The following is an 18,492-nucleotide window of genomic DNA, read 5'->3' as shown; positions in this document are numbered from 1 at the left end:
GTTGGGTGGAGGTCTGATGGAGTGAGAGGGCCGGGGGGTAGGTCGCGGGTTGCCACCAGGACTGTGGTGGGTGGGATGGGGCGGGTGGCGAAATACGCGGAGACGACGGCGATTGCGGCGAGCCCCGCCGCAATGAGGCGGCGGCGGCGACCGTAGCGGCTCAGCCAGGACTGGATCACGGCAGGTCGAAGGGGATCTTGATGCCGTCCAGGGCCGCGCCGCAGGTGCAGGTGCGCTCTTCGGGCAGGGCCTGCACGGTCTCGGCCACCAACGTGCGCATGCGGGTGACGTTTTGCGCGAAGAACTCGAGGACCTCGTCGTGCGTCACGCCCTGGCCGGCCTCCACTCCGGCGTCGTGGTCGGTCACCAGGCAGAGTGACGTGTAGCAGAGGGCCAGCTCGCGGGCCAGGATCGCCTCGGGGAAACCGGTCATGCCGACGATCGACCAGCCGTTGCTCGCGAACCACTGAGACTCGGCCCGCGTGGAGAAGCGCGGGCCCTCGATGACCACCAGCGTGCCGCCGTCGACGGTTTCCCAGTCATCCGAACGCGCTGTCTGCACGGCCGCCACTCGCCCCGTCGCGCAGTACGGGTCGGCGAACGAGACGTGGACCGCGCCGTCTATGTCGTAATAAGTCTGGACGCGGCCTGAGGTGCGATCTACCAGTTGGTCAGGGATGACCATGGCGCCCGGGCCGTACTCGGCTCGTAGGGAGCCTACGGCGCTCGGCGCGAGCACCTGACGGACGCCGAGGGAGCGCAGCGCCCAGAGGTTGGCGCGGTAGGGGATGCGGTGCGGCGGGAAGCGGTGATTTCGCCCGTGTCTGGGAATGAAAGCCACGGAACGCGAGCCGATGTGGCCGACCGTGACGACGTCGCTCGGTGGGCCGTAGGGGGTGGCGAGTTCGATCTCCTCGGCGTCGTCGAGGAGCGAATAGAAGCCTGAGCCGCCAATGACGCCGATGTCTGCGCGAGTGACCATGGCGCTGAGATTAGCCGGATTGGTGAGGGGCGCGGGTCGGCCGAATTCGGTTCTGTGGATAACCGACAACCTGCGATCGGCCGGACCCCGTAAGCCAACCGGCCCCGTAAGCGACCAGCCCCCCGTAGAGGGACCGGCCCCCCGTAGAGGGACCGGCCCCCCGTAGAGGGACCGGCCCCCGTAGAGCTCGCCGACGCTCCGGTTGCGGTTCCTGTGGCGGTTGCCGACGAGGTGTCGCCGTCAGGACGTGCTAACGCCAGACGACCTCATCCAGGAATGCCTCGACGGCCGCCAGCACCTGGCCGAGGACCTCGGCGGATCTGGGGAGCGGCCCCGGCACCATCATGCCGTGGCCGGCGCCCTCCACCTCGAGCACATGCGGCGTCAGCTCCCGCGCCAGCGGGCCATCCCAGAAGCCGTCCTCGGTGCCGCCCACCAGCAGGAACGGTTCCGTGGCGCGACGCATCGCCGACACGCACGCGGGCATGGTGAGCAGCGGCGTCAGCCAGACTGCCGGGAGGCCGCGGTCGGCGGCCACGGCGGCGCCGTACGAGCCCAGGGATTTGCCGATCAGCAGCGGAGTGGGCACGGGCAGCTTCTCCACGACGGAGGTCACCTGCTCGTGTACCCAGGACGATCTCTCCACGAGGGGGCGGTCCTGCGGCGGCGTCCACGAGATCAGCTCCAGGTGGGCGCCACGGCGGCCCGCGGCCTCGCTCACGTACGCAAGCAGTCCTGCCAGTGGTCCGTATCCGCCGCCGGGGACGATGACGGCGTGCCGGTCCGATTCGCCTTCACTCATGGACGAAACGTGCCGCCCTGGAGAAAGGCGTGCGCTGACTGCTCAGCGCACGCCGGAGGTCAGTTGGAGGCGGCGGCAGGTGCGGCGGCCGGGGTGGAGGAACCAGAGGAGTCCGAGGACTTGCTCTCCGAAGACTTGCTCTCCGAGGACTTCGACGACCCGTTGGAGGAAGACGACCCGTTGGAAGGGGACGATCCGTTGGAAGAGGACGCCGAAGACGACGCGCGGTTGTCCGTCCGGTAGAAGCCGGAGCCCTTGAACACGATGCCGACGGCGGAGAAGACCTTCCGCAGGTTTCCCTCGCAGCTCGGGCAGACCGTCAACGCGTCGTCGCTGAACTTCTGAACGACCTCGAGCTGCTCACCGCAGTCGTTACAGGCGTACTGGTAAGTCGGCACGCGGCTCCTCCTTCAGAATTTGGCACTCGAGCGTTGCGACTGCTAATGGTAACCGATGGGGACAAACGCCTATTCCAAACCCCGCTCCCCGTACCAACCGGCCAGCTTGCCACTGCGGCTCACCGCGCGCAGGCGGCGTTCCACATCATCGCGGCAGGCGGCGGTGGTGACCAGCAGGAGCTGGTCGTCCGCCCGGATCCTGGTGGTGCTGGTGGGCACGAACGATTTGCCCTCGCGGACGATCAGCGTCACCTGGGCGCCGGACGGAAGGCGCAGCTCGAAGATCTCCACGCCGTGCAGGCGCGAGCCGGCGGGGACCTTGACCTGCAGCAGGTCCGCCTTGAGCTCCTCCAGCGGCGCCGCCTCCACTGAGAGGTCGTGCGCCTCAGCAGGGGCGATCACCCCGAGCAGCCGGGCGGCGAACGGCAGGGTCGGCCCCTGCAGCAGGGTGAACACGATGACGATCACGAAGACCTGGTTGAAGATCTCCTTGGAGCCCTCGACGCCGGCCGCCCAGGGGATCGTCGCGAGCACGATCGGGATCGCGCCGCGCAGCCCGGCCCACGACAGGAACGCCTGGTCGCGCCAGCTCACCCGGCCCAGCCGCAGGACCCACGCCAGCAGGGAGCTCGCCATCACGGAGAGCGGCCGGGCCATGAGCACCAGGACGGTGCCGGTGATCAGGCCGGGCACGATCGCCGACGGCATCTCGTTCCTGCTGGCCATCATGCCGAGCATGACGAACAGCCCGATCTGCGCCAGCCACGCCGCGCCCTCCGCGAATCCCCTGGTCGCCGCCCGGTGCGGCAGCCGCGAGTTGCCGAGGATCAACGCCGTCAGGTAGACGGCCAGGAAGCCCGAGCCGTGCAGCAGCACGGCGCCGCCGTACGAGACGAATGTGAGGGCGAGGACGGCGATCGGGTAGAGGCCGGAGGCGGGGAGGGCGACGCGGCGCAGCGCGTAGACGCCCGCAGGACCGACGGCCAGGCCCACCGCGACACCGATGACCAACTCGACCGAGGTCTCCAGCAGGAACGTTCCCAAGGTCGGTTCGGTGGACGCCGCGCTGAGCAGCGCAACGGCGATGACCGTGGGTGCGTCGTTGAATCCGGATTCCGCCTCCAAGACGCCCGCCAGCCGTGGTGGTAGCGGCAACCTGCGCAGCACGGAGAAGACCGCGGCCGCGTCCGTGGAAGCCAGCACCGCGCCGAGGATCAGCGCCGTGGTCGTGTCGAGGCCGAGAAGCGCCTGTACGAGCAGCGCCAGCACGACAATGCTGACCGTCACGCCCACGGTGGCCATCACCACTGCCATGGGGACGGACCGCCGGACATGGGACCAGTTCGTGGTCAGGCCGCCCTCGGCCAGGATCACCGCCAGCGCGGTCAGGCCGATCTGCTGCGCCAGCTGGGGGCTCTCGAAGGAGAACCCGAACCCGAAATCCCCCAGGACCAAGCCGAGGCCGAGGAACAGCAGAAGACTGGGGAGACCGCTGCCATGCGCGATGCGTACGGAGGCGATGGCCGCGATGACGATCCCCGCACCAATGAGAAGCCAGACATCAAGCGTCATCTGGCCCCCTCTCGTACCTTCGTTCACATAAGACTAGTGAGTCCCTCTGGTGTCATCGCATAGCGGACCCGTTGATCATGCGCCTCCGTGGGGATGCCCTCGATCAGCTCGCCGTCGTGCAACAGGGCCACGGTTGGAACGTTCGGACCGACCCTGGCCAGTGCACGATCGTACGAGCCGCCGCCGCGGCCGAGCCGCACCCCCGTCCGCCGGTCGACCGCGAGCGCGGGCACGATCACGAGCGCGGCCGTGCGGATGGCGTCGACGCCGCGGCGCGTGTCGACGGGCTCCATGATCCCGAAACGGCCGGGAGCGAGCGTGTCCGGCCCGTCGTACACTGCCCAATCCAGGTCATTGTCCTCAAGGAGCACCGGAAGGATCACCGTGGCGCCGTGTTTCCACAGAGCGAACACGAGCCCGTGCGTATCCGGCTCCACCCCCGTCGACCAGTAGCAGGCCACCAGACCGGCCATCTGGACCCACGGCTGCTCGAGCAGCGTTTCGCGGACCTTGATGGCGTTTGCCCGCAGCTGTTCGGGGGAGAGGGAGGCACGCGCCGCATTGAGCTCGCGGCGCAGGTTCAACTTGTCCACAGGTACCTCCACTAGGGTCTACTCATGGCTGACTTCGACCCTGTGACGAAAGCCGTCGTGCCCGCCGCGGGTCTGGGCACCCGGTTTCTCCCGGCGACCAAGGCGACACCGAAGGAGATGTTGCCCATCGTCGACAAGCCCGCGATCCAGTATGTCGTCGAGGAGGCCGCCTCCGCTGGACTGCTCGACCTGCTCATGGTCACCGGCAAGAACAAGCGCTCCATCGAGGACCACTTCGACCGCGCGTTCGAGCTGGAGGAGGCCCTGGAGGCCAAGGGCGACGAACACCGGCTGTCCCAGGTTCGCGAGCCGGCCGCCCTGGCGACGCTCCACTACGTGCGGCAGGGCGAGCCGAAGGGGCTCGGCCACGCGGTGCTGTGCGCCAAGCACCACGTCGGCGATCACCCGTTCGCCTGCCTGCTCGGCGACGACTTGATCGACTATCGGGACCCGCTGCTCAAACGCATGATCCAGGTACGCGACACGTTCGGGGGAAGCGTGATCGCGCTGATGGAGGTGCCGAAGGAGCAGGTGTCGCTGTACGGCGTCGCGACCATCGAGGCCACCTCCGAGGACGACGTCGTACGGGTGACCGACCTGGTGGAGAAGCCGCCGGCCGACGAGGCGCCGTCCAATTGGGCCATCATCGGGCGTTATGTGATCGATCCTGCGGTGTTCGAAGTGCTGGAGAACACGCCGCCGGGGCGCGGGGGCGAGATCCAGCTCACCGACGCGCTGCGGACGCTCGCCGGCCGCGGCTCCGAGGCGGGCGGACCGGTGCACGGAGTGCTGTTCAGGGGGCGGCGATACGACACCGGCGACAAGCTCGACTATTTGCGGACCGTGGTGAAGTTCGCGGCGGGCCGGGAGGATCTGAAGGCGGACTTCGTGCCGTGGCTGCGGGAGTTCCTCGATGAAATCGGTTGACGCGCATCTGGCCGAGATCCTGGCCACCGTGCGTCCGCTGGCGCCCCTTGAGCTGGAGCTGGAGCAGACGCTCGGGACGACGCTGGCCGAGGAGGTGACGTCGCCGGTGCCGCTGCCGCCGTTCGACAACTCGGCCATGGACGGCTATGCCGTGCGGGCTTCGGATATATCCGATCTTCCGGTTACGTTGCCGGTGATCGACGATGTGGCGGCCGGGTCGCTGGAGCTGCGGGCCGTGGGGCCGGGGCATGCCGTACGCATCATGACCGGGGCTCCGGTTCCGGCCGGGGCCGATGCGGTGGTGCCGGTGGAGTGGACGGACGGGGGGACGGTCTCCGTACGGATCGATCGTCCGGTCCAGGTCGGCAACGCGATCCGCCGGGCGGGGGAGGACGTCCAGGCCGGCGAGGTCGTGCTCAAGCCGGGCACAGTGATCGGTCCAGCGCAGCTGGGGATCATCGCCGGCGTCGGGCGGCGGCGCGTCTGGGCGCGGCCGCGTCCTCGGGTCGTCGTCATCTCCACGGGTGCCGAGCTGGTGGAGCCGGGCGGGCAGCTGGCGCCCGGGCAGATATGGGACTCCAACAGTTTCACGCTGACTGCCGCCGTACGGGAGGCGGGCGCCGAGGGGTTCCGGGCGGGCTCCGTCGGGGACGATCCGAGCGTGCTGCTCGACCGGCTGGACACCCATCTGGTGCGGGCCGACGCGATCATCACCAGCGGCGGGGTGTCGATGGGGGCGTACGAGCCGGTCAAGGAGGCGCTGTCGCCGCTGGGCACCGTACGTTTCGAGAAGGTCGCCATGCAGCCGGGGATGCCGCAGGGGTTCGGCGTCCTGGGCGAGGACCAGGTGCCGATCTTCGCCCTCCCGGGCAATCCGGTGTCGTCCTTCGTGTCCTTCATGCTGTTCGTACGTCCTGCGCTCGACAAGATGCGCGGGCTGCCCGGCGGGGTGCCGGAGACGGTGACCGCACGCGTCACCGGTCCGCTGCGGTCGCCCGCGGGGCGGCGGTCGTACCTCCGCGGCGTGCTGGCCTCCGACGGCACGGTGTCGCCGGTGCACGGGCAGGGCTCCCACCAGCTGGCAGCCCTGGCCTTGGCGAACGCGCTGATCATGGTGGCCGAGGACGTGACCGAGGTGGCGGCCGGGGCTGCCGTGGAGGTGATCAGGCTGTGAGCGAGATCGGTGCTGACAGGACCGGCTGCGCGAAGGAGGACCTGTGGGTGAGCTGACGCATATCGATGAGACCGGCGCCGCCCGCATGGTGGACGTCTCCGCCAAGGACGTGTCGGCCCGTACCGCCGTGGCCACCGGGCGGGTGCTGCTGTCGGCCGAGGTGGTCGAGCTGCTGCGGTCGGGGGAGGTGCCCAAGGGTGATGCGCTCGGGGTGGCGCGGATCGCGGGGATCATGGGGGCGAAACGGACGCCCGACCTGATCCCGCTCTGTCATCCGATCGCGTTGCACGGGGTGAAGGTGACGCTCGACGTCGAGGACTGGGGTGTGGCGATCACCTGCCGGGTGAAGACGGCCGACCGCACCGGCGTGGAGATGGAGGCGCTGACGGCGGTTTCGGTGGCGGCGCTGGCCCTGATCGACATGGTAAAGGCGGTGGACCCGGGCGCGGTGATCACCGATGTGCGCGTGGAGGAGAAGCTGGGCGGGAAGACTGGCCGCTGGACGCGGGAGCCGGCATGATACGCGCGCTGGTGATCACGGTGTCGAACCGGGCGTCGGCCGGGATTTATGCGGATAAATCGGGACCGCTGCTGGTCGAGTTGCTGCGCGATGAGGCCGGGTGCGAGGTCGTCGAGGGGCCCGTGGTGGTGCCGGACGGCGAGGCGGTGGAAATGGCGCTGCGCGAGGGGGCTACGGCCGGTTACGACGTCATCGTGACGACCGGGGGGACCGGGCTGACGCCGATGGACCTGACGCCGGAGATGACGGCCCGGGTGATTTCCCGGGAGGTTCCCGGCATCGCCGAGGCGATCAGACAGGCGAATCGGGAGAAGGTGCCGACGTCCGTACTGTCCCGGGGTCTCGCCGGGCAGGCAGGGGCCACCTTGATCGTGAATTTGCCCGGATCGTCCGGTGGCGTACGCGATGGCGTCGCCGTACTCGCCCCGATCCTGCAGCACGCGGTCGACCAGATCCAGGGCGGCGATCACCCGCGCTGACCGCGATTCAAGGTGCGCGTGGCGGCATCATGCCCGATGGGGGGATGATGAGAGATGTGGATCGACTTCGTGGCTGGCCGGCGATCTTGAACGAAGGTCCGGTAGGCCTCCGGCCGCTGCGGCTGAGCGACGTACGCGTGTGGCGCGAGACCCGGCTGCGCAACGCCGACTGGCTGCGCCCCTGGGAGCCGAGCAATCCTGAGACGCCGCTGTTCAGGACCGGGCTCGGGCCCTACATCTCCATGGTCGGCACCCTGCGCCGCGAGGCGCGGCAGGGGCTGGCGCTGCCCTGGGTGGTCACGTACGAGGGGCGCTTCGCGGGGCAGCTGACCGTGGGCGCGATCGTGTGGGGGTCTGCCCGTTCTGCCCAGGTCGGATACTGGATCGACGGCGCGCTGGCCGGCCGGGGGATCACCCCCACCGCCCTCGCCATGGCCGTTGACCATTGCTTTTTCACCACTGGATTGCATCGACTAGAGGCGAACATCCGCCCCGAGAACCAAGCCAGCCGTAGGGTGGTTGAGAAGCTCGGATTCAGGGAAGAAGGCATTCGGCGTCGCCAACTCCACATCGACGGAGCCTGGCGCGACCACATTTGCTACGCGTTGACCGTCGAGGACGTGCCTGGCGGGCTGCTCGTGCAGTGGCGTCGCGCCCGTGAGTCGGCAGCTCGCGGTGGGTCTCCCGTCGAAGAGGTTTGACGATCTCGCGACACACCGCACCGAATGCTCGTCAATCAGTGACACGCGGTCTTACGGTGCGTGACGTGAGCAGATTGAAGACGCAACGAACCCACACGCGTCTTCATGCTGCCCGGAGGTGGTCGTGAGCAGCGTCCTCCTCTATCTCGCCATCGTCGTGATGTGGTTGTGCGTCCTCATCCCGATGTGGCTCCGCAGAGACAAGACGAACCTCGCCGAACTGGCCGAGCTCGAAGAGCACTACACCGGCGAGCACCAACTGCCCGACCTCGACAACCTTGCCCCTTCGGACGGGGACGAGGACGACGGCACGCCGCCGCCGGAGGTCGAGAAGGTCGACGTCCGCCAGTTCCGCCTGCGGCGCCGCGCCATCATCGTCGCCCGCAGGCGCCGCCTGCTGTTCTTCACCGCCCTGCTGGTGCTGGCCTCCATCGTCACGGCCGCGGTTGAGATGATCCCCTGGTGGGGGGTGGCGCCCTCCGTCGTGATCACGCTGGCGTACATGACGTTCCTGCGGATCGCCGTACAGGTGGACCGGGAACGCCGGGAACGGGCCCGCCAGGCGCGGGCCGAGCGGCTGCGGCGGGCGCGTGAACGGCGGCGGGTCGCCGACGAGGCGGCGGCCGAAGTGATCGATCTCACGCCGCTGCAGTCGGACGTCCTGTTCGACCAGTACGCGGAACCGCCCAAGCGAGCGGTGGGCGACTGAAACGGTGGCGCGAGGACCCCTGGGAGTTTGCTAACCTAATCACGTCCTTGGGGATGTAGCGCAGTCCGGTAGCGCACTTCGTTCGCATCGAAGGGGTCAGGGGTTCGAATCCCCTCATCTCCACCCAACCCAGGTGAGAGGCCGTCTCTGGTGATCAGAGGCGGCCTTTTGCGTTGCCGTACAGCAGGGCCGTACAGCAACCGCTTCAAGCAGAGCCGCCTCCGGCGGGGGATTCCGGCACCGAGGTGATCGTTTCAGTGGTGGCTGGGGCATTGATCACCTCGCCCACCGTCGCCCCAGGTCGAGCCCAGCAGACCGGCTCCTCCGGCGCAAGCCCGGCTATGACCGTTGGCATCAGATGATCGAGGAAGGCCGGCTGTTGACGGACACGCGAAGCCGGGCTTGCTCCTGCGTCCCCGGCCCGCTGCCGCTACGCGGTGGGACGACGGCGAACGAGGTGATCAAGGGGGAGGAGGTGTGGGGCCGCACGCCGAAGGGCCGCCCCTCGCGGGACGGCCCTGTGAGCTGGGGGCATCAGAAGAGTTGTTCGCCCAGTTGTCTGAGCGCCTTTCGTGTGGCTTCGGAGGAGACCTCGCTGTAGATGTTCATCGTGACGGCGATCTGGCTGTGACGGAGGATCTGCATGGCGATCCGCGCATGAACGTCCAGGGCGACCAGGAGCGAGGCGCACCTCTTGCGGGTGGCGTGTACGGGGATGCTTCGGACCTGGGCGTGTTGGATGGCTTTGGCGAAGCTGCGGTTGAAGTTGCGTGGTTCGACCGGTCGGCCGGTCCTGGTGGTGAAGACCAAGCCGTTCTCCACCCACTCGGCTCCTGCAGTTTCACGGCAGCGCTGCTGGTCTTCCTGGCGTTCCTTCAGGGCGGTGATGCAGACGTCGATGAGAGGAAGGACGGCGTCGGATGCTTCCGTCTTGGTCTCGCGGTGGTGGAGCTGGTCGCGGAACCGCTGGAGCTGCCAGGCGATCGTCATTTCCGCGTTGTCGAGGTCGACGTCCTGCCATCGGAGCCCGAGCACCTCACCACGGCGTAGGCCGGTGGCCAGAACAAGGACGTAGGCGGCGTAGAGCGGGCTTTCACACAGCACACGCTCCATGTGACGATGGCGGCATGGGAAAGATCACGGTGAAGGGGGCTGGCCTACGCCGGGCCGCATACTTGGGAGCGGCATTCCTGTCCGTCGTGTTGATCATGGTCGGGCTCTACTGGCTGTCACCAAGCGAAGAGGAACGCTTTGCCCGCTCGGCCGGGCAGATGGAGATAGTCGCCCGCACGCTGGGAGAAGGTAACAGGCTCGGGCCCCGCAAGCTTGGCGATCTCACGTTCGAGGACGTCTACCGCGAGGACGGCGTGGTCTTCTTCCAGCAAGGCCGTCTTGCGGAGGATCCCTATGGTTACGCCTGGAGCCCAAAGAGGCAGCTGGCGGACTTCGCAGGTGAACTTCTCTCGCACTCGTTCAAGCATGAGCACGGTCCTTGGTACGCGTGGCGGGGGATTACCTGACGGCGTGGTCGCTGTCCAGATCAGGTTCGGCATGTCCCGCCAGCGTTCGCATCGAGGTGGTTGAGGCCGTGTCGATCGCTCACTTCGGGACGCGCCGTACGTGGCTGGGGCGATCGCTGCCGCGGACCGACTTCGTCGGTCCTTGCCACCGGATGATGGGGCTGGTCAAGTACGTGTGCGGAGCGGAGGCTGTCAAGACATGATCGAAAGGCCTGAGCGTGGACAATGGCGAGGGCCGGAGGCAGGCGTACGAGCCTGGTCACAAGCGCGGCCTCCTGTTCCTGCGAGGGTGGTGTGGTGAGGTTCTTTCGCCGGCCATGGGATGACGACCGCGGGGATGAGTTCGCAAGCTGGGGAACGTCGGTGTTCTACCTTGCTGTCGATGCGTCGGGAGAGGTTCGTCGTCAGGTTGAGGTATACGCCAGCGGTGTGGTTCTCGACTACGACGAGCAGCACGACGAGGACCGGTACGGCGGGCTGACGTACGCAGAGTTGGACCTTGAAGAATTCGCGCCTTTTGAGATCACCGAGCGGGAGTTCCTCGAGGATCTCGCAGAGTTGGTGCCGGTCAATCGTTGAGATGTGAGTGGCCAAGTGGGTGACGATCGGGTGCACGAGCGAGGACGTTCACTTCATCCCTGAAACGGCAGGCCGGGACTTGCTTGACGGCGGCAGGTTGATTGACAAGTAGAGAAGCCACTGGTAGAAGCGCTGTCGACCAAGATCAACCGTCCACCAGAGGCTTGGAGCTGCTGTTCTGCCGTGCTGCATTGTCATCTTGGACGCTGCCTTGCCTGTCCGACCTGATCTGCCCGGTGCCGCAAGAGGATCCGTTCACCATGGCGGCGTCTCAACTCAGGCCAGCGGCACCCCCGTGCTCGTCACTGCGCAAGGACGAAACGCTCGCCGAAGTTGCGGCCCGGCTTCGGCGTCAGAGTGGCACCACCTGGGCGATACCTCCGCGAGGCCATCGCCCTGCTCGCGCATCTACGCGAACGGGTCCATGTAGGGGCGGTCTTTCACCCGGTCATAGATACGGCGCAACCACGGTTGCCGAACCGCCGCCAGCCGCTCTAGCGTGCTGAGGAACACTCGCCCATCGGGACAGAAAAGACTGTGCGGCAGCAGCGGGGGCGGATCATCACGGCGAACGACGGCAGGCATCCCGTACGCCGCCGGCACGAGCCGCCGATCATCGTTGAACGCCATGTATGTCCACACGTCCGCGGCCAGCGGCACCACCGCTCCCGCGCTACACGGCCATACCTCACCGGTCTGCGGATGCTTCGGCGCCAGTGCGATGTCCGTGATCGCGGCGGACAGGCCGGGCCCGGCCAGGACGAGGTGTCGTTCCGGCGGCCCCGGAGGGAGCAGACTGTCGATCGCCCGGCGAAACGCCGCTGCGACAGGCCCCTCAGGGACAGACACCCGCCTACCACCCGAAACGACCAGCAGGTGCGCCAGTGCCACCGCGACCGCGGCCTCCCACAGTGGGCTCCAGAAACCACGCGGATCAACGGGCGGCGTGCTCGGCAGTTCCTCCCAGTCAATCACCCGCTGGACGGGGCCATCGACGGCGACAGGACGCACGGCTTCCGGCTCCAGCCACACCACCTGCCAGAAACCGCAGTCGTCGACGCGAGTCGCCACCGGACAGCCGCACCTCGCGCACGCCAGGTTGGGACCGTACTGGCCGTCCCAGCCACAACAGCAGCCGCCTAACCGCTCCGGGATGAAGACGGTTCCGCGGAGGTCGCCCGGCGCGATCCCGATCCTGTTCGGGGGGCCCGAGATGCAGTACGTCAGCAGTCGGACGCCATGCTCTTCCGGCTTGGGCTTCAATGGTTCCCAAGGCCGGTCGTCTCCAGGGTCCACCACGTACGTTCCTGGCTCCAGAAGACCGGGGAGCAGATCATGGCCGTACTTCTGGCCAGAGTGGTCGGGAAGCGCGACCCGCGCCACCTTCGCGGTCATCACGGCGCCGCACCCCGCACAGGCGAAAACGACCAAGCAACCTCCTTCGTCGGAACGACGCGATCATGGTGGCACAACATCCCGCCTTGTTTGTAAGCCCTCAGAATCACCGCGTCGCACGGCCGCCTGAGGAGGCGAAGGCTTCGCTGATCATGAAGTATTGGTCGAGGGCTGAGATGAGCCGGTCGGCCAGCTCTGGCGTGGTGGTCGCCGCCCATTGCCGGGCGAGGTCGAGGAACCCGGAGAAGTGCTGTTGGGCGGTGGTGAGCAGGCTGGACAGCTCGCCGCGAGTGATCTCGATGGACGGAGGATCCCCGTCGTGCTGCCGGAGTTGGATGACGTGAGCCACATGTGTGATGTGTGGAGTGGGGTCGTGGCCGAGCCAGGGTTTCTGCCCCCGAGTCACATCCCACCAGCCCCGCCAGTTCTCCAAGCCGAAGCAGCAACCGGGCGAGATGCTGACGCCCGTGGTGGTGTCGCGGAAGCGCAGCCCGCCCGGAGCGATTAGGCCTTCCGCTTCGGCGAGATGCCGTTCCAGATGCGCCTCGGTCAGGTCGGCGGCGTGGGTGACGGGGATGTTGTTGTAGCTGAAGATGACGGCCATGGCCGTCCCGACGTCGGCGGGAGACATTCGGCCGGAGAGGGTGAGAAGGCGGGCGTTTGACGGCTCCGCGATCGGCCAGGCCGTGAAGTCCACCGCGTCGTATGTCTCCAGGACGACTTCGATGATGACCATAGCCGCCAGTATCCAGGCATTGAGCATGTGTGCGGTCCCTGAAGATGCGAGGAGGGCTCGCTGGCAGGTCGGAAGGTCGAGGGAGTCAGCGAAAAGTCAGCGGACTCGCTGGCACGGGAGCGCAGCCGAGATCAACGGACGTCATCCCCAGAGCACTTGACGGCACCGGATGGCATCCGGCGGTCAGGAGCGATATGCCCCACTGGCGTTCGCATCGAAGGGGTCAGGGGTTCGAATCCCCTCATCTCCACCAGGAAGATGCAGGTGAGAAGGGTCTTCGGAGTAATCCGGGGGCCCTTTTCTCATGTCTGGGAGTCGATGGGAGCCAATCGGGGAGCCATCTCACTCGGACTCTCTACCCGTGTTGGCTGTCGCCGAAGATGGTGTTCATGGTCTGGGCACCTTTGCTGATCACTGGCCTGAGTTGGTGTCGGTACACGGCTTCCGTGACGCTGGTGCCTGCGTGCCCGACGAGATCGGCGATGGTCTCGATGGGTACGCCCTGGTCACTCATGATGGAGACGAACGAGTGACGCAGTTCGCGGGGACTCCAGGCCGTTCCGATCCCCGCTTCCTTGGTGATCCTACGGAATGCCCGTCGCACGTTCGATGCGTCCAGTTGGGTGCCGACGCTCGTGCAGAACACCAGGTTGTGATCTTTCCATGCCTCTCCTGCCTTGAGCTTGTCGGCGGCTTGGCTCACGTGGTGCTGCCAGAGAGCCTCAGCCGCCAGTTTGTCGGCGCTCTGCCCGGTCCACGGTGAACTCCACGACGTGCGTGGTGACCGTGTGGCTGTTGACGATGGTGCCCGCGTGGCCGTGCCACCTCATCGTGCATCCGAACGGTAGTTGATTAATGAAGCACCTTGCTGAGCTCGGCGCGGGATCGGATATCAAGTTTCGGATAGACCTTGTACAGGTGGTACTCGACGGTGCGCGGGCTGAGGAAGAGTTGTGCCGCGATGTCGCGATTGGACAGGCCGGCTGCGGCGAGTTCGGCGATCTGCAGTTCCTGCGGTGTCAGTCGGCTCGCCTCGGCCGGCGTCGTACGTTGCTGGCTCGAGCCGTCGATCGCGGCCAGTTCACCCGTTGCACGCTCTGCCCAGGGCCGGGCGCCTAACTGGTCGAACAGACGGCGTGCGACGTCCAGTTGCGCGCGGGCCTCGGTCTTGCGACGGGCGCGGCGTAGCCATTCGCCGTAAAGCAGGGTGGTCCGGGCGCGATCGAAGGGCCGTTCGTCGACCGGGTGACGTGCCAGTGCTTGAACGTACAGATCCTCCGCCGAATCGTCAGTCGCAAGCAGGGCCCGACACCGCAACACCAAGGCGTCGGTCCACGGCTCATCCATGACCGCCGCCCAGGTTTCGCAGCGCCGCATCGCCTCAGCCGCCTCGTCGGCACGGCCGATTCGGACGGCGGCTTCGACAAAGTCGGGCACGCTGCGCTGGACGACGGACAGGTGCCGGGTTGGTCCCCGTTGCACGCCAGCGAGACGTTCGTACGCCTCAGCGATGCGGCCAAGTCCCAGATAGAGCAGGCCGAGGGCCGCGCGGGCCTGGGTGCCCGTCGCACGCTCGTCACCCAGAGAACCTGCGTCGGTGCCCGCCATCTCGAGGCAATGCGTCTCATCACCCTGGATCGCCGCCAGGTAGGCCAACGCCGAGCTCGCGTACGCAGCCCAGAGCTGTTGACCGGTGTCACGGCCCAGCGTGACCGCTTCGGTGCCGCTGATCAGCGCGTCCCGATGCCGACCGAGAAAGACTTGGCTCAGGCTGAGCTGGGCAAGCGCCGATGGGAGCACCGCGACCGCGCCCCGCTCGCGGGCACCCTGGATGAGCTCGGTGGCGATCTCCGACGATGTTTTGTCCCGATTCAGCATTACCGCGAAGCTCATCACCTCGGCCAGGGCCTCGGGTCCACGCTCCCTGGCGACGCAGGCTGCGCGGAGGAGCAGCGGATCCAGTTCGGGGTAGCCGCGCGGGTCGGTCACGAGGGCCGCCACCGCAGCCCATTTCGCGAGCCACGCAACGGCATCCAGTGACGTGCCCGCGGGCGCCAACGAAGCAAGGTGATCGACAGCGGCGACGAGCTTCTCCGGATCGGTGGGCATCGACCAGACGGTGTGCACAGCGGTCAGCCCCAGCCAGAACGCACGCTCGCTGTCATCTGCTGCCATCGCGTCGCTGGCCGCCAGGAGGTGGCCATAGGCCTCGTTCAGGTTACGGGCCGCGAATTCGGCCCGACCGACAACCTCGAGTAACCGTGCGCTCTGCAACGGGCCGCCGGCCGTCGGAAGGGTCTGCAGCGCCGTCACCCTGGCCCATTCGATCCTGCCTGCATCGACAGCCGCTTCGGCTGCGTCGGTCATGCGGCGTACCGCATCGCCCGCCTCGGTCGAAAGTTCAGCAGCCCTCCCGAAGGCCGACGATGCCGCACCGTGGGCACCCCGAGCCGCCGCACGCCTGCCCGCCTGCTCCAACGCGTCGGCAATCGCGTCGTCGCGTCCGATCGTCGCCGCAGCCAGATGCCAGACGCGCCGATATTCGTTGCCGGTGACCGCGGCCAGGGCGCGATGAGACTCCAGCCGATCGGCCAGTGCCGCACCGTGATACGCGGCAGACCTCAACAGCGGGTGCCGGAAGATCAGCGCGCCCTGTGCCACCCGAACCAGTCCGGCTGATTCTGCCGCGGTCAGATCGGCGAGCGATGTACCGACTGCCGGAGCCGCCCGGTGAATGGTTGCGAGATCGCCGGTGTCGTCGGCCGCTGCAAGTGTCAGAAACCTGCGCGTACTGGGCGGGAGTGCCTCGATCTGGCGACCGAACGCCTGCACCAGGCGATCGGTCAACCGTATCGGGCCCTCGTACGACATCGGGCCTGCGGCTGCAAGTTCACGCAGCGCCAATGGGTTGCCTTCGGTCGATGCGACCAACTCGGTCCGGGCGACGCCTGCGAAACCGAGATCATCGAGCAGCAGCGCGGCTTCGTCTGCCAGTAGGCCGGCGAGTGTGATCTCCGGGAGTCCGGCCGCATCCGGCGAGCCGGGCTCGTCCCGGGTGGCGATCAGTACGCCGACGGCCTCGCGCCCCAGCCTGCGTGCGGCGAACATCCACGCATCCAGCGATGCCCGGTCTAGCCAGTGCGCGTCGTCGATCAGAACCAACAGCGGCGACACTTCGGATGCTTCGGCCAGCAGCGACAACACCGCCGCGCCGATCAAGAACCGGTCCCGCGCAGCCTCCCCAAGCCCGAACGCACCAGACAACGCCCGGCGCTGCGGTTCGGCCAGCGCCGGAAGATGGTCAAGGACCGGGCGGAGTGCCTGGTGCAGCCCGGCGAACGGCACCTGGCTCTCCGACTCATAGCCCATGCACTGCAGTACCCGGACGTCCTCGTCCACCGTGCCGAGGGCGTACTCCAGCAGGGCAGTCTTCCCGATCCCGGGCTCCCCGCGCACCAATAGCACGCCGCTCACCCCGCGCCGGACCTGCTCGAGCAGGGTGTCGATGGCAGCACACTCAACCTGCCGGCCGCGAAGCATGACGGCCAGACTACCGCCGTACTGGCCGTGCAATCACTGATACCGATACAGATTCGGGTACCGGTCGATCGCCCTAGCGTCGAAGCACCACCGCCATCCGGAGGTCACCCCGATCATCGCCACTCGCACAGCCATGACAAAGCGATGCGAGGCAGTGATCGTCGGTGCAGGAGCCGCCGGGCTACCGCGCCGATCGCCACGACCGGCGGATTGGTGGACCAGGAGCTAAGCACCACCGACTGGAGTAGATCGTGACTACTGGAAATGCGAGACGCGGAGCCGGGTGGCGGGAATGGGTTGGGCTTGCCGTGCTCAGCGTGCCCACGTTCCTCGTCACAATGGACTTCTCCGTGCTGTACCTGGCCGTACCACGCCTCACCGCCGACCTCGCACCCAGCGGCATCCAGCAGCTGTGGATCGTGGACATCTACGGCCTCATGATCGCGGGTTTGCTGGTCACCATGGGCACCATCGGTGACCGGATCGGCCGGAGGAAGCTGTTGTTCGTCGGCGCCGCGGTGTTCGGCATCGCCTCGGTGGCGGCGGCGTTTTCCACCAACCCGGAGATGCTCATCGCCAGCCGTGCGCTGCTCGGCGTGGCAGGTGCCGCGGTGACGCCGTCGGTGCTGGCCCTGATCACCGGCATGTTCACCGACCCGCAGCAAAGCCGCCGCGCCCTGGCCATCTATCTGGCCTGTTTCATGGGCGGGGCGACGCTCGGCCCGCTCGTCGGTGGCGTCCTGCTGGAGTATTTCTGGTGGGGTTCGGTCTTCTTGGTGTCCGTGCCGGGGATCGTGCTGCTGCTAGCGTTCGGCCGCTCCCTGCTCCCCGAGCAGAAGGCACCGCGGGCCGGCAAGCTCGACCCGGTCAGCGTCGAGCTGTCCCTCGCAGCGATCTTGCCGTTCGTCTATGGGCTCAAGGAGCTGGCTCGCAACGGCTGGGAGTGGTTCCCCGCCGGGGCGCTGGTGTTCGGCATCGCGGTAGGGGTGGTGTTCGTCCAGCGGCAGCGACGCCTGGAGCACCCGCTGCTCGATCTGCGCATGTTCGGCAACCGCACGTTCAGCTCCGCTCTGACCTTGATGTTCGTCACCGCCGTCGTGGGTGCCGGCACCCTCCTGCTCGTCACGCAGTACCTGCAGAACGTCGCCGGCCTCACCCCGCTGGCGGCCGGCTTGCTCCTGCTGGTGCCCAACGTGCTGATGATCATCGGCAATCTGACAACTCCTCCGGTGGCGAACCACATCCGTCCGGCGTACTTGATCGCGGGCGGACTGATCGTCGCGGGTGTCGGCTACATCATCTTCACACTGGCCGACTCGACGTCCGGCCCGATGACGATCTTCATCGCGATGTGTGTCGTCATGCTCGGCACCGCTCCGCTGGCCGCGCTCTGCAACCACCTCGCCATGGGGGCCGTGCCGCCGGACAAGGCCGGTTCGGGGGCGTCGATCGTCCAGACGGCCGCCGAATTCGGGATCGGGTTCGGCATCGCCACGCTCGCAACGCTCGGGACCGCGGTGTACCGGCGCAACGTGGAGGGCGGTCTCGGCACGGCACGTCCTGATGCGGCGGACGCAGCCCGGGAAAGCATCGACCGCGCGGTCGCCGCGGCCGGTCAGCTGCCCGCAGAGCAGGGCGGCGACCTGCTGGCCACAGCCCGCGACGCCTTCACCTCCGGCGTGCACGTGGTGGGCATCGTCAGCGCCGTCATCTACGTCGGCCTAGCTGTTCTCGCTGTGCAGGCGTTTAAACACGTGCGGAACTCGCACGGCGACGACGACACGACGACGGACGCCGACCCGCTGCCCGAAGCCAAAACGGCCACGCTGGCCACCCCGAGCCACGAGCGCTCATCGATTTGACCT

General features: G+C 67.5%; 19 protein-coding genes and 1 tRNA gene. 10 read left to right on the top strand and 10 right to left on the bottom strand.

All coding sequences use genetic code 11. The features are described from left to right. Positions 1–175: 175 nt before the first annotated feature. The 5 genes from EJK15_RS13610 to EJK15_RS13590 form a co-directional block, all read right to left on the bottom strand. Positions 176–982 carry an S-methyl-5'-thioadenosine phosphorylase gene (locus tag EJK15_RS13610; RefSeq protein WP_138710751.1) on the bottom strand — a complete coding sequence of 269 codons (807 nt, stop codon included), beginning with the start codon at positions 980–982 and terminating at the stop codon, positions 176–178. A 250-nt stretch (positions 983–1,232) separates the two neighbouring features. Beyond that, positions 1,233–1,784, bottom strand: a complete 552-nt coding sequence (locus EJK15_RS13605) for an alpha/beta hydrolase (protein WP_138710750.1) — start codon at positions 1,782–1,784, stop codon at positions 1,233–1,235. A gap of 59 nt (positions 1,785–1,843) precedes the next feature. Beyond that, positions 1,844–2,182 (bottom strand): FmdB family zinc ribbon protein, encoded by a 339-nt coding sequence (locus tag EJK15_RS13600; protein WP_138710749.1) that lies wholly within the window; start codon positions 2,180–2,182, stop codon positions 1,844–1,846. A 69-nt stretch (positions 2,183–2,251) separates the two neighbouring features. After that, positions 2,252–3,754: a potassium/proton antiporter gene (locus EJK15_RS13595; RefSeq protein WP_138710748.1), complete on the bottom strand. Its 1,503-nt coding sequence runs from the start codon at positions 3,752–3,754 to the stop codon at positions 2,252–2,254. A gap of 23 nt (positions 3,755–3,777) precedes the next feature. Continuing rightward, entirely contained in the window at positions 3,778–4,347 is a 570-nt protein-coding gene (locus EJK15_RS13590; protein ID WP_171074282.1) for a 5-formyltetrahydrofolate cyclo-ligase, read from the bottom strand. 24 nt (positions 4,348–4,371) lie between these two features. Here EJK15_RS13590 and galU point away from each other — a divergent pair, with 24 nt between their 5' ends. The 7 genes from galU (at position 4,372) to EJK15_RS13555 (ending at position 8,980) form a co-directional block, all read left to right on the top strand. Beyond that, complete coding sequence (galU, locus tag EJK15_RS13585) at positions 4,372–5,274, top strand: UTP--glucose-1-phosphate uridylyltransferase GalU (protein ID WP_138710746.1); 903 nt, start codon at positions 4,372–4,374, stop codon at positions 5,272–5,274. Next, the gene (glp, locus tag EJK15_RS13580) at positions 5,261–6,448 is read left to right on the top strand and encodes a molybdotransferase-like divisome protein Glp (protein ID WP_138710745.1); all 1,188 of its coding nucleotides are present in this window, start codon (positions 5,261–5,263) and stop codon (positions 6,446–6,448) included. The genes galU and glp overlap by 14 nt, the downstream gene beginning before the upstream one ends. 43 nt (positions 6,449–6,491) lie before the next feature. After that, a complete protein-coding gene (gene moaC / locus EJK15_RS13575) occupies positions 6,492–6,968 on the top strand; it encodes a cyclic pyranopterin monophosphate synthase MoaC (protein ID WP_206060830.1) in 477 nt (158 codons plus the stop codon). Then, positions 6,965–7,447, top strand: a complete 483-nt coding sequence (locus EJK15_RS13570; protein WP_138710743.1) for a MogA/MoaB family molybdenum cofactor biosynthesis protein — start codon at positions 6,965–6,967, stop codon at positions 7,445–7,447. Before moaC ends, EJK15_RS13570 begins: the two co-directional genes overlap by 4 nt. 47 nt (positions 7,448–7,494) lie before the next feature. Continuing rightward, a complete protein-coding gene (locus EJK15_RS13565; protein ID WP_171074283.1) occupies positions 7,495–8,148 on the top strand; it encodes a GNAT family N-acetyltransferase in 654 nt (217 codons plus the stop codon). 124 nt (positions 8,149–8,272) lie between these two features. Beyond that, positions 8,273–8,857, top strand: coding sequence for a divisome protein SepX/GlpR (sepX, locus tag EJK15_RS13560; RefSeq protein WP_138710741.1), 585 nt, complete (start codon positions 8,273–8,275; stop codon positions 8,855–8,857). 49 nt (positions 8,858–8,906) lie between these two features. After that, positions 8,907–8,980 (top strand) — tRNA-Ala (locus EJK15_RS13555). Between the two features lie 411 nt (positions 8,981–9,391). Here EJK15_RS13555 and EJK15_RS13550 read toward each other — a convergent pair. Beyond that, complete coding sequence (locus EJK15_RS13550; RefSeq protein WP_138710740.1) at positions 9,392–9,970, bottom strand: site-specific integrase; 579 nt, start codon at positions 9,968–9,970, stop codon at positions 9,392–9,394. A gap of 14 nt (positions 9,971–9,984) precedes the next feature. On the opposite strand from EJK15_RS13550, the gene EJK15_RS13545 reads away from it, so the two are divergent. Further along, a complete protein-coding gene (locus tag EJK15_RS13545) occupies positions 9,985–10,377 on the top strand; it encodes a hypothetical protein (protein WP_138710739.1) in 393 nt (130 codons plus the stop codon). A gap of 297 nt (positions 10,378–10,674) precedes the next feature. Continuing rightward, entirely contained in the window at positions 10,675–10,956 is a 282-nt protein-coding gene (locus EJK15_RS13540) for a hypothetical protein (RefSeq protein ID WP_206060829.1), read from the top strand. Positions 10,957–11,364: 408 nt separating this feature from the next. Here the strand turns inward: EJK15_RS13540 and EJK15_RS13535 are convergent, their stop codons facing one another. From EJK15_RS13535 to EJK15_RS13520, 4 genes are all read right to left on the bottom strand, one after another. Continuing rightward, positions 11,365–12,387, bottom strand: a complete 1,023-nt coding sequence (locus tag EJK15_RS13535; RefSeq protein ID WP_138710737.1) for a hypothetical protein — start codon at positions 12,385–12,387, stop codon at positions 11,365–11,367. Between the two features lie 70 nt (positions 12,388–12,457). Then, positions 12,458–13,087, bottom strand: coding sequence for a hypothetical protein (locus EJK15_RS13530; RefSeq protein WP_138710736.1), 630 nt, complete (start codon positions 13,085–13,087; stop codon positions 12,458–12,460). 355 nt (positions 13,088–13,442) lie between these two features. Then, entirely contained in the window at positions 13,443–13,790 is a 348-nt protein-coding gene (locus tag EJK15_RS13525) for a tyrosine-type recombinase/integrase (protein ID WP_240776948.1), read from the bottom strand. A 149-nt stretch (positions 13,791–13,939) separates the two neighbouring features. Further along, positions 13,940–16,627: a helix-turn-helix transcriptional regulator gene (locus EJK15_RS13520; RefSeq protein ID WP_138710734.1), complete on the bottom strand. Its 2,688-nt coding sequence runs from the start codon at positions 16,625–16,627 to the stop codon at positions 13,940–13,942. A gap of 317 nt (positions 16,628–16,944) precedes the next feature. Here EJK15_RS13520 and EJK15_RS13515 point away from each other — a divergent pair, with 317 nt between their 5' ends. Beyond that, positions 16,945–18,489, top strand: a complete 1,545-nt coding sequence (locus tag EJK15_RS13515; RefSeq protein ID WP_240776947.1) for an MFS transporter — start codon at positions 16,945–16,947, stop codon at positions 18,487–18,489. Positions 18,490–18,492 lie beyond the last annotated feature (3 nt).

Source organism: Nonomuraea basaltis (assembly GCF_005893125.1).
Classification (GTDB): Bacteria; Actinomycetota; Actinomycetes; order Streptosporangiales; family Streptosporangiaceae; genus Nonomuraea; species Nonomuraea basaltis.
This window is presented reverse-complemented; position numbering and strand designations above follow the sequence as displayed.

Bases quoted from the DNA above. Each gene is read 5' to 3' on its own strand.
- EJK15_RS13550 (WP_138710740.1), bottom strand. From the start codon at position 9,970: ATGGAGCGTGTGCTGTGTGAAAGCCCGCTCTACGCCGCCTACGTCCTT.
- EJK15_RS13595 (WP_138710748.1), bottom strand. From the start codon at position 3,754: ATGACGCTTGATGTCTGGCTTCTCATTGGTGCGGGGATCGTCATCGCG.
- EJK15_RS13520 (WP_138710734.1), bottom strand. From the start codon at position 16,627: ATGCTTCGCGGCCGGCAGGTTGAGTGTGCTGCCATCGACACCCTGCTC.
- EJK15_RS13570 (WP_138710743.1), top strand. From the start codon at position 6,965: ATGATACGCGCGCTGGTGATCACGGTGTCGAACCGGGCGTCGGCCGGG.
- EJK15_RS13545 (WP_138710739.1), top strand. From the start codon at position 9,985: ATGGGAAAGATCACGGTGAAGGGGGCTGGCCTACGCCGGGCCGCATAC.
- EJK15_RS13565 (WP_171074283.1), top strand. From the start codon at position 7,495: ATGAGAGATGTGGATCGACTTCGTGGCTGGCCGGCGATCTTGAACGAA.
- galU (WP_138710746.1), top strand. From the start codon at position 4,372: ATGGCTGACTTCGACCCTGTGACGAAAGCCGTCGTGCCCGCCGCGGGT.
- EJK15_RS13610 (WP_138710751.1), bottom strand. From the start codon at position 982: ATGGTCACTCGCGCAGACATCGGCGTCATTGGCGGCTCAGGCTTCTAT.
- EJK15_RS13530 (WP_138710736.1), bottom strand. From the start codon at position 13,087: ATGGTCATCATCGAAGTCGTCCTGGAGACATACGACGCGGTGGACTTC.
- EJK15_RS13605 (WP_138710750.1), bottom strand. From the start codon at position 1,784: ATGAGTGAAGGCGAATCGGACCGGCACGCCGTCATCGTCCCCGGCGGC.
- glp (WP_138710745.1), top strand. From the start codon at position 5,261: ATGAAATCGGTTGACGCGCATCTGGCCGAGATCCTGGCCACCGTGCGT.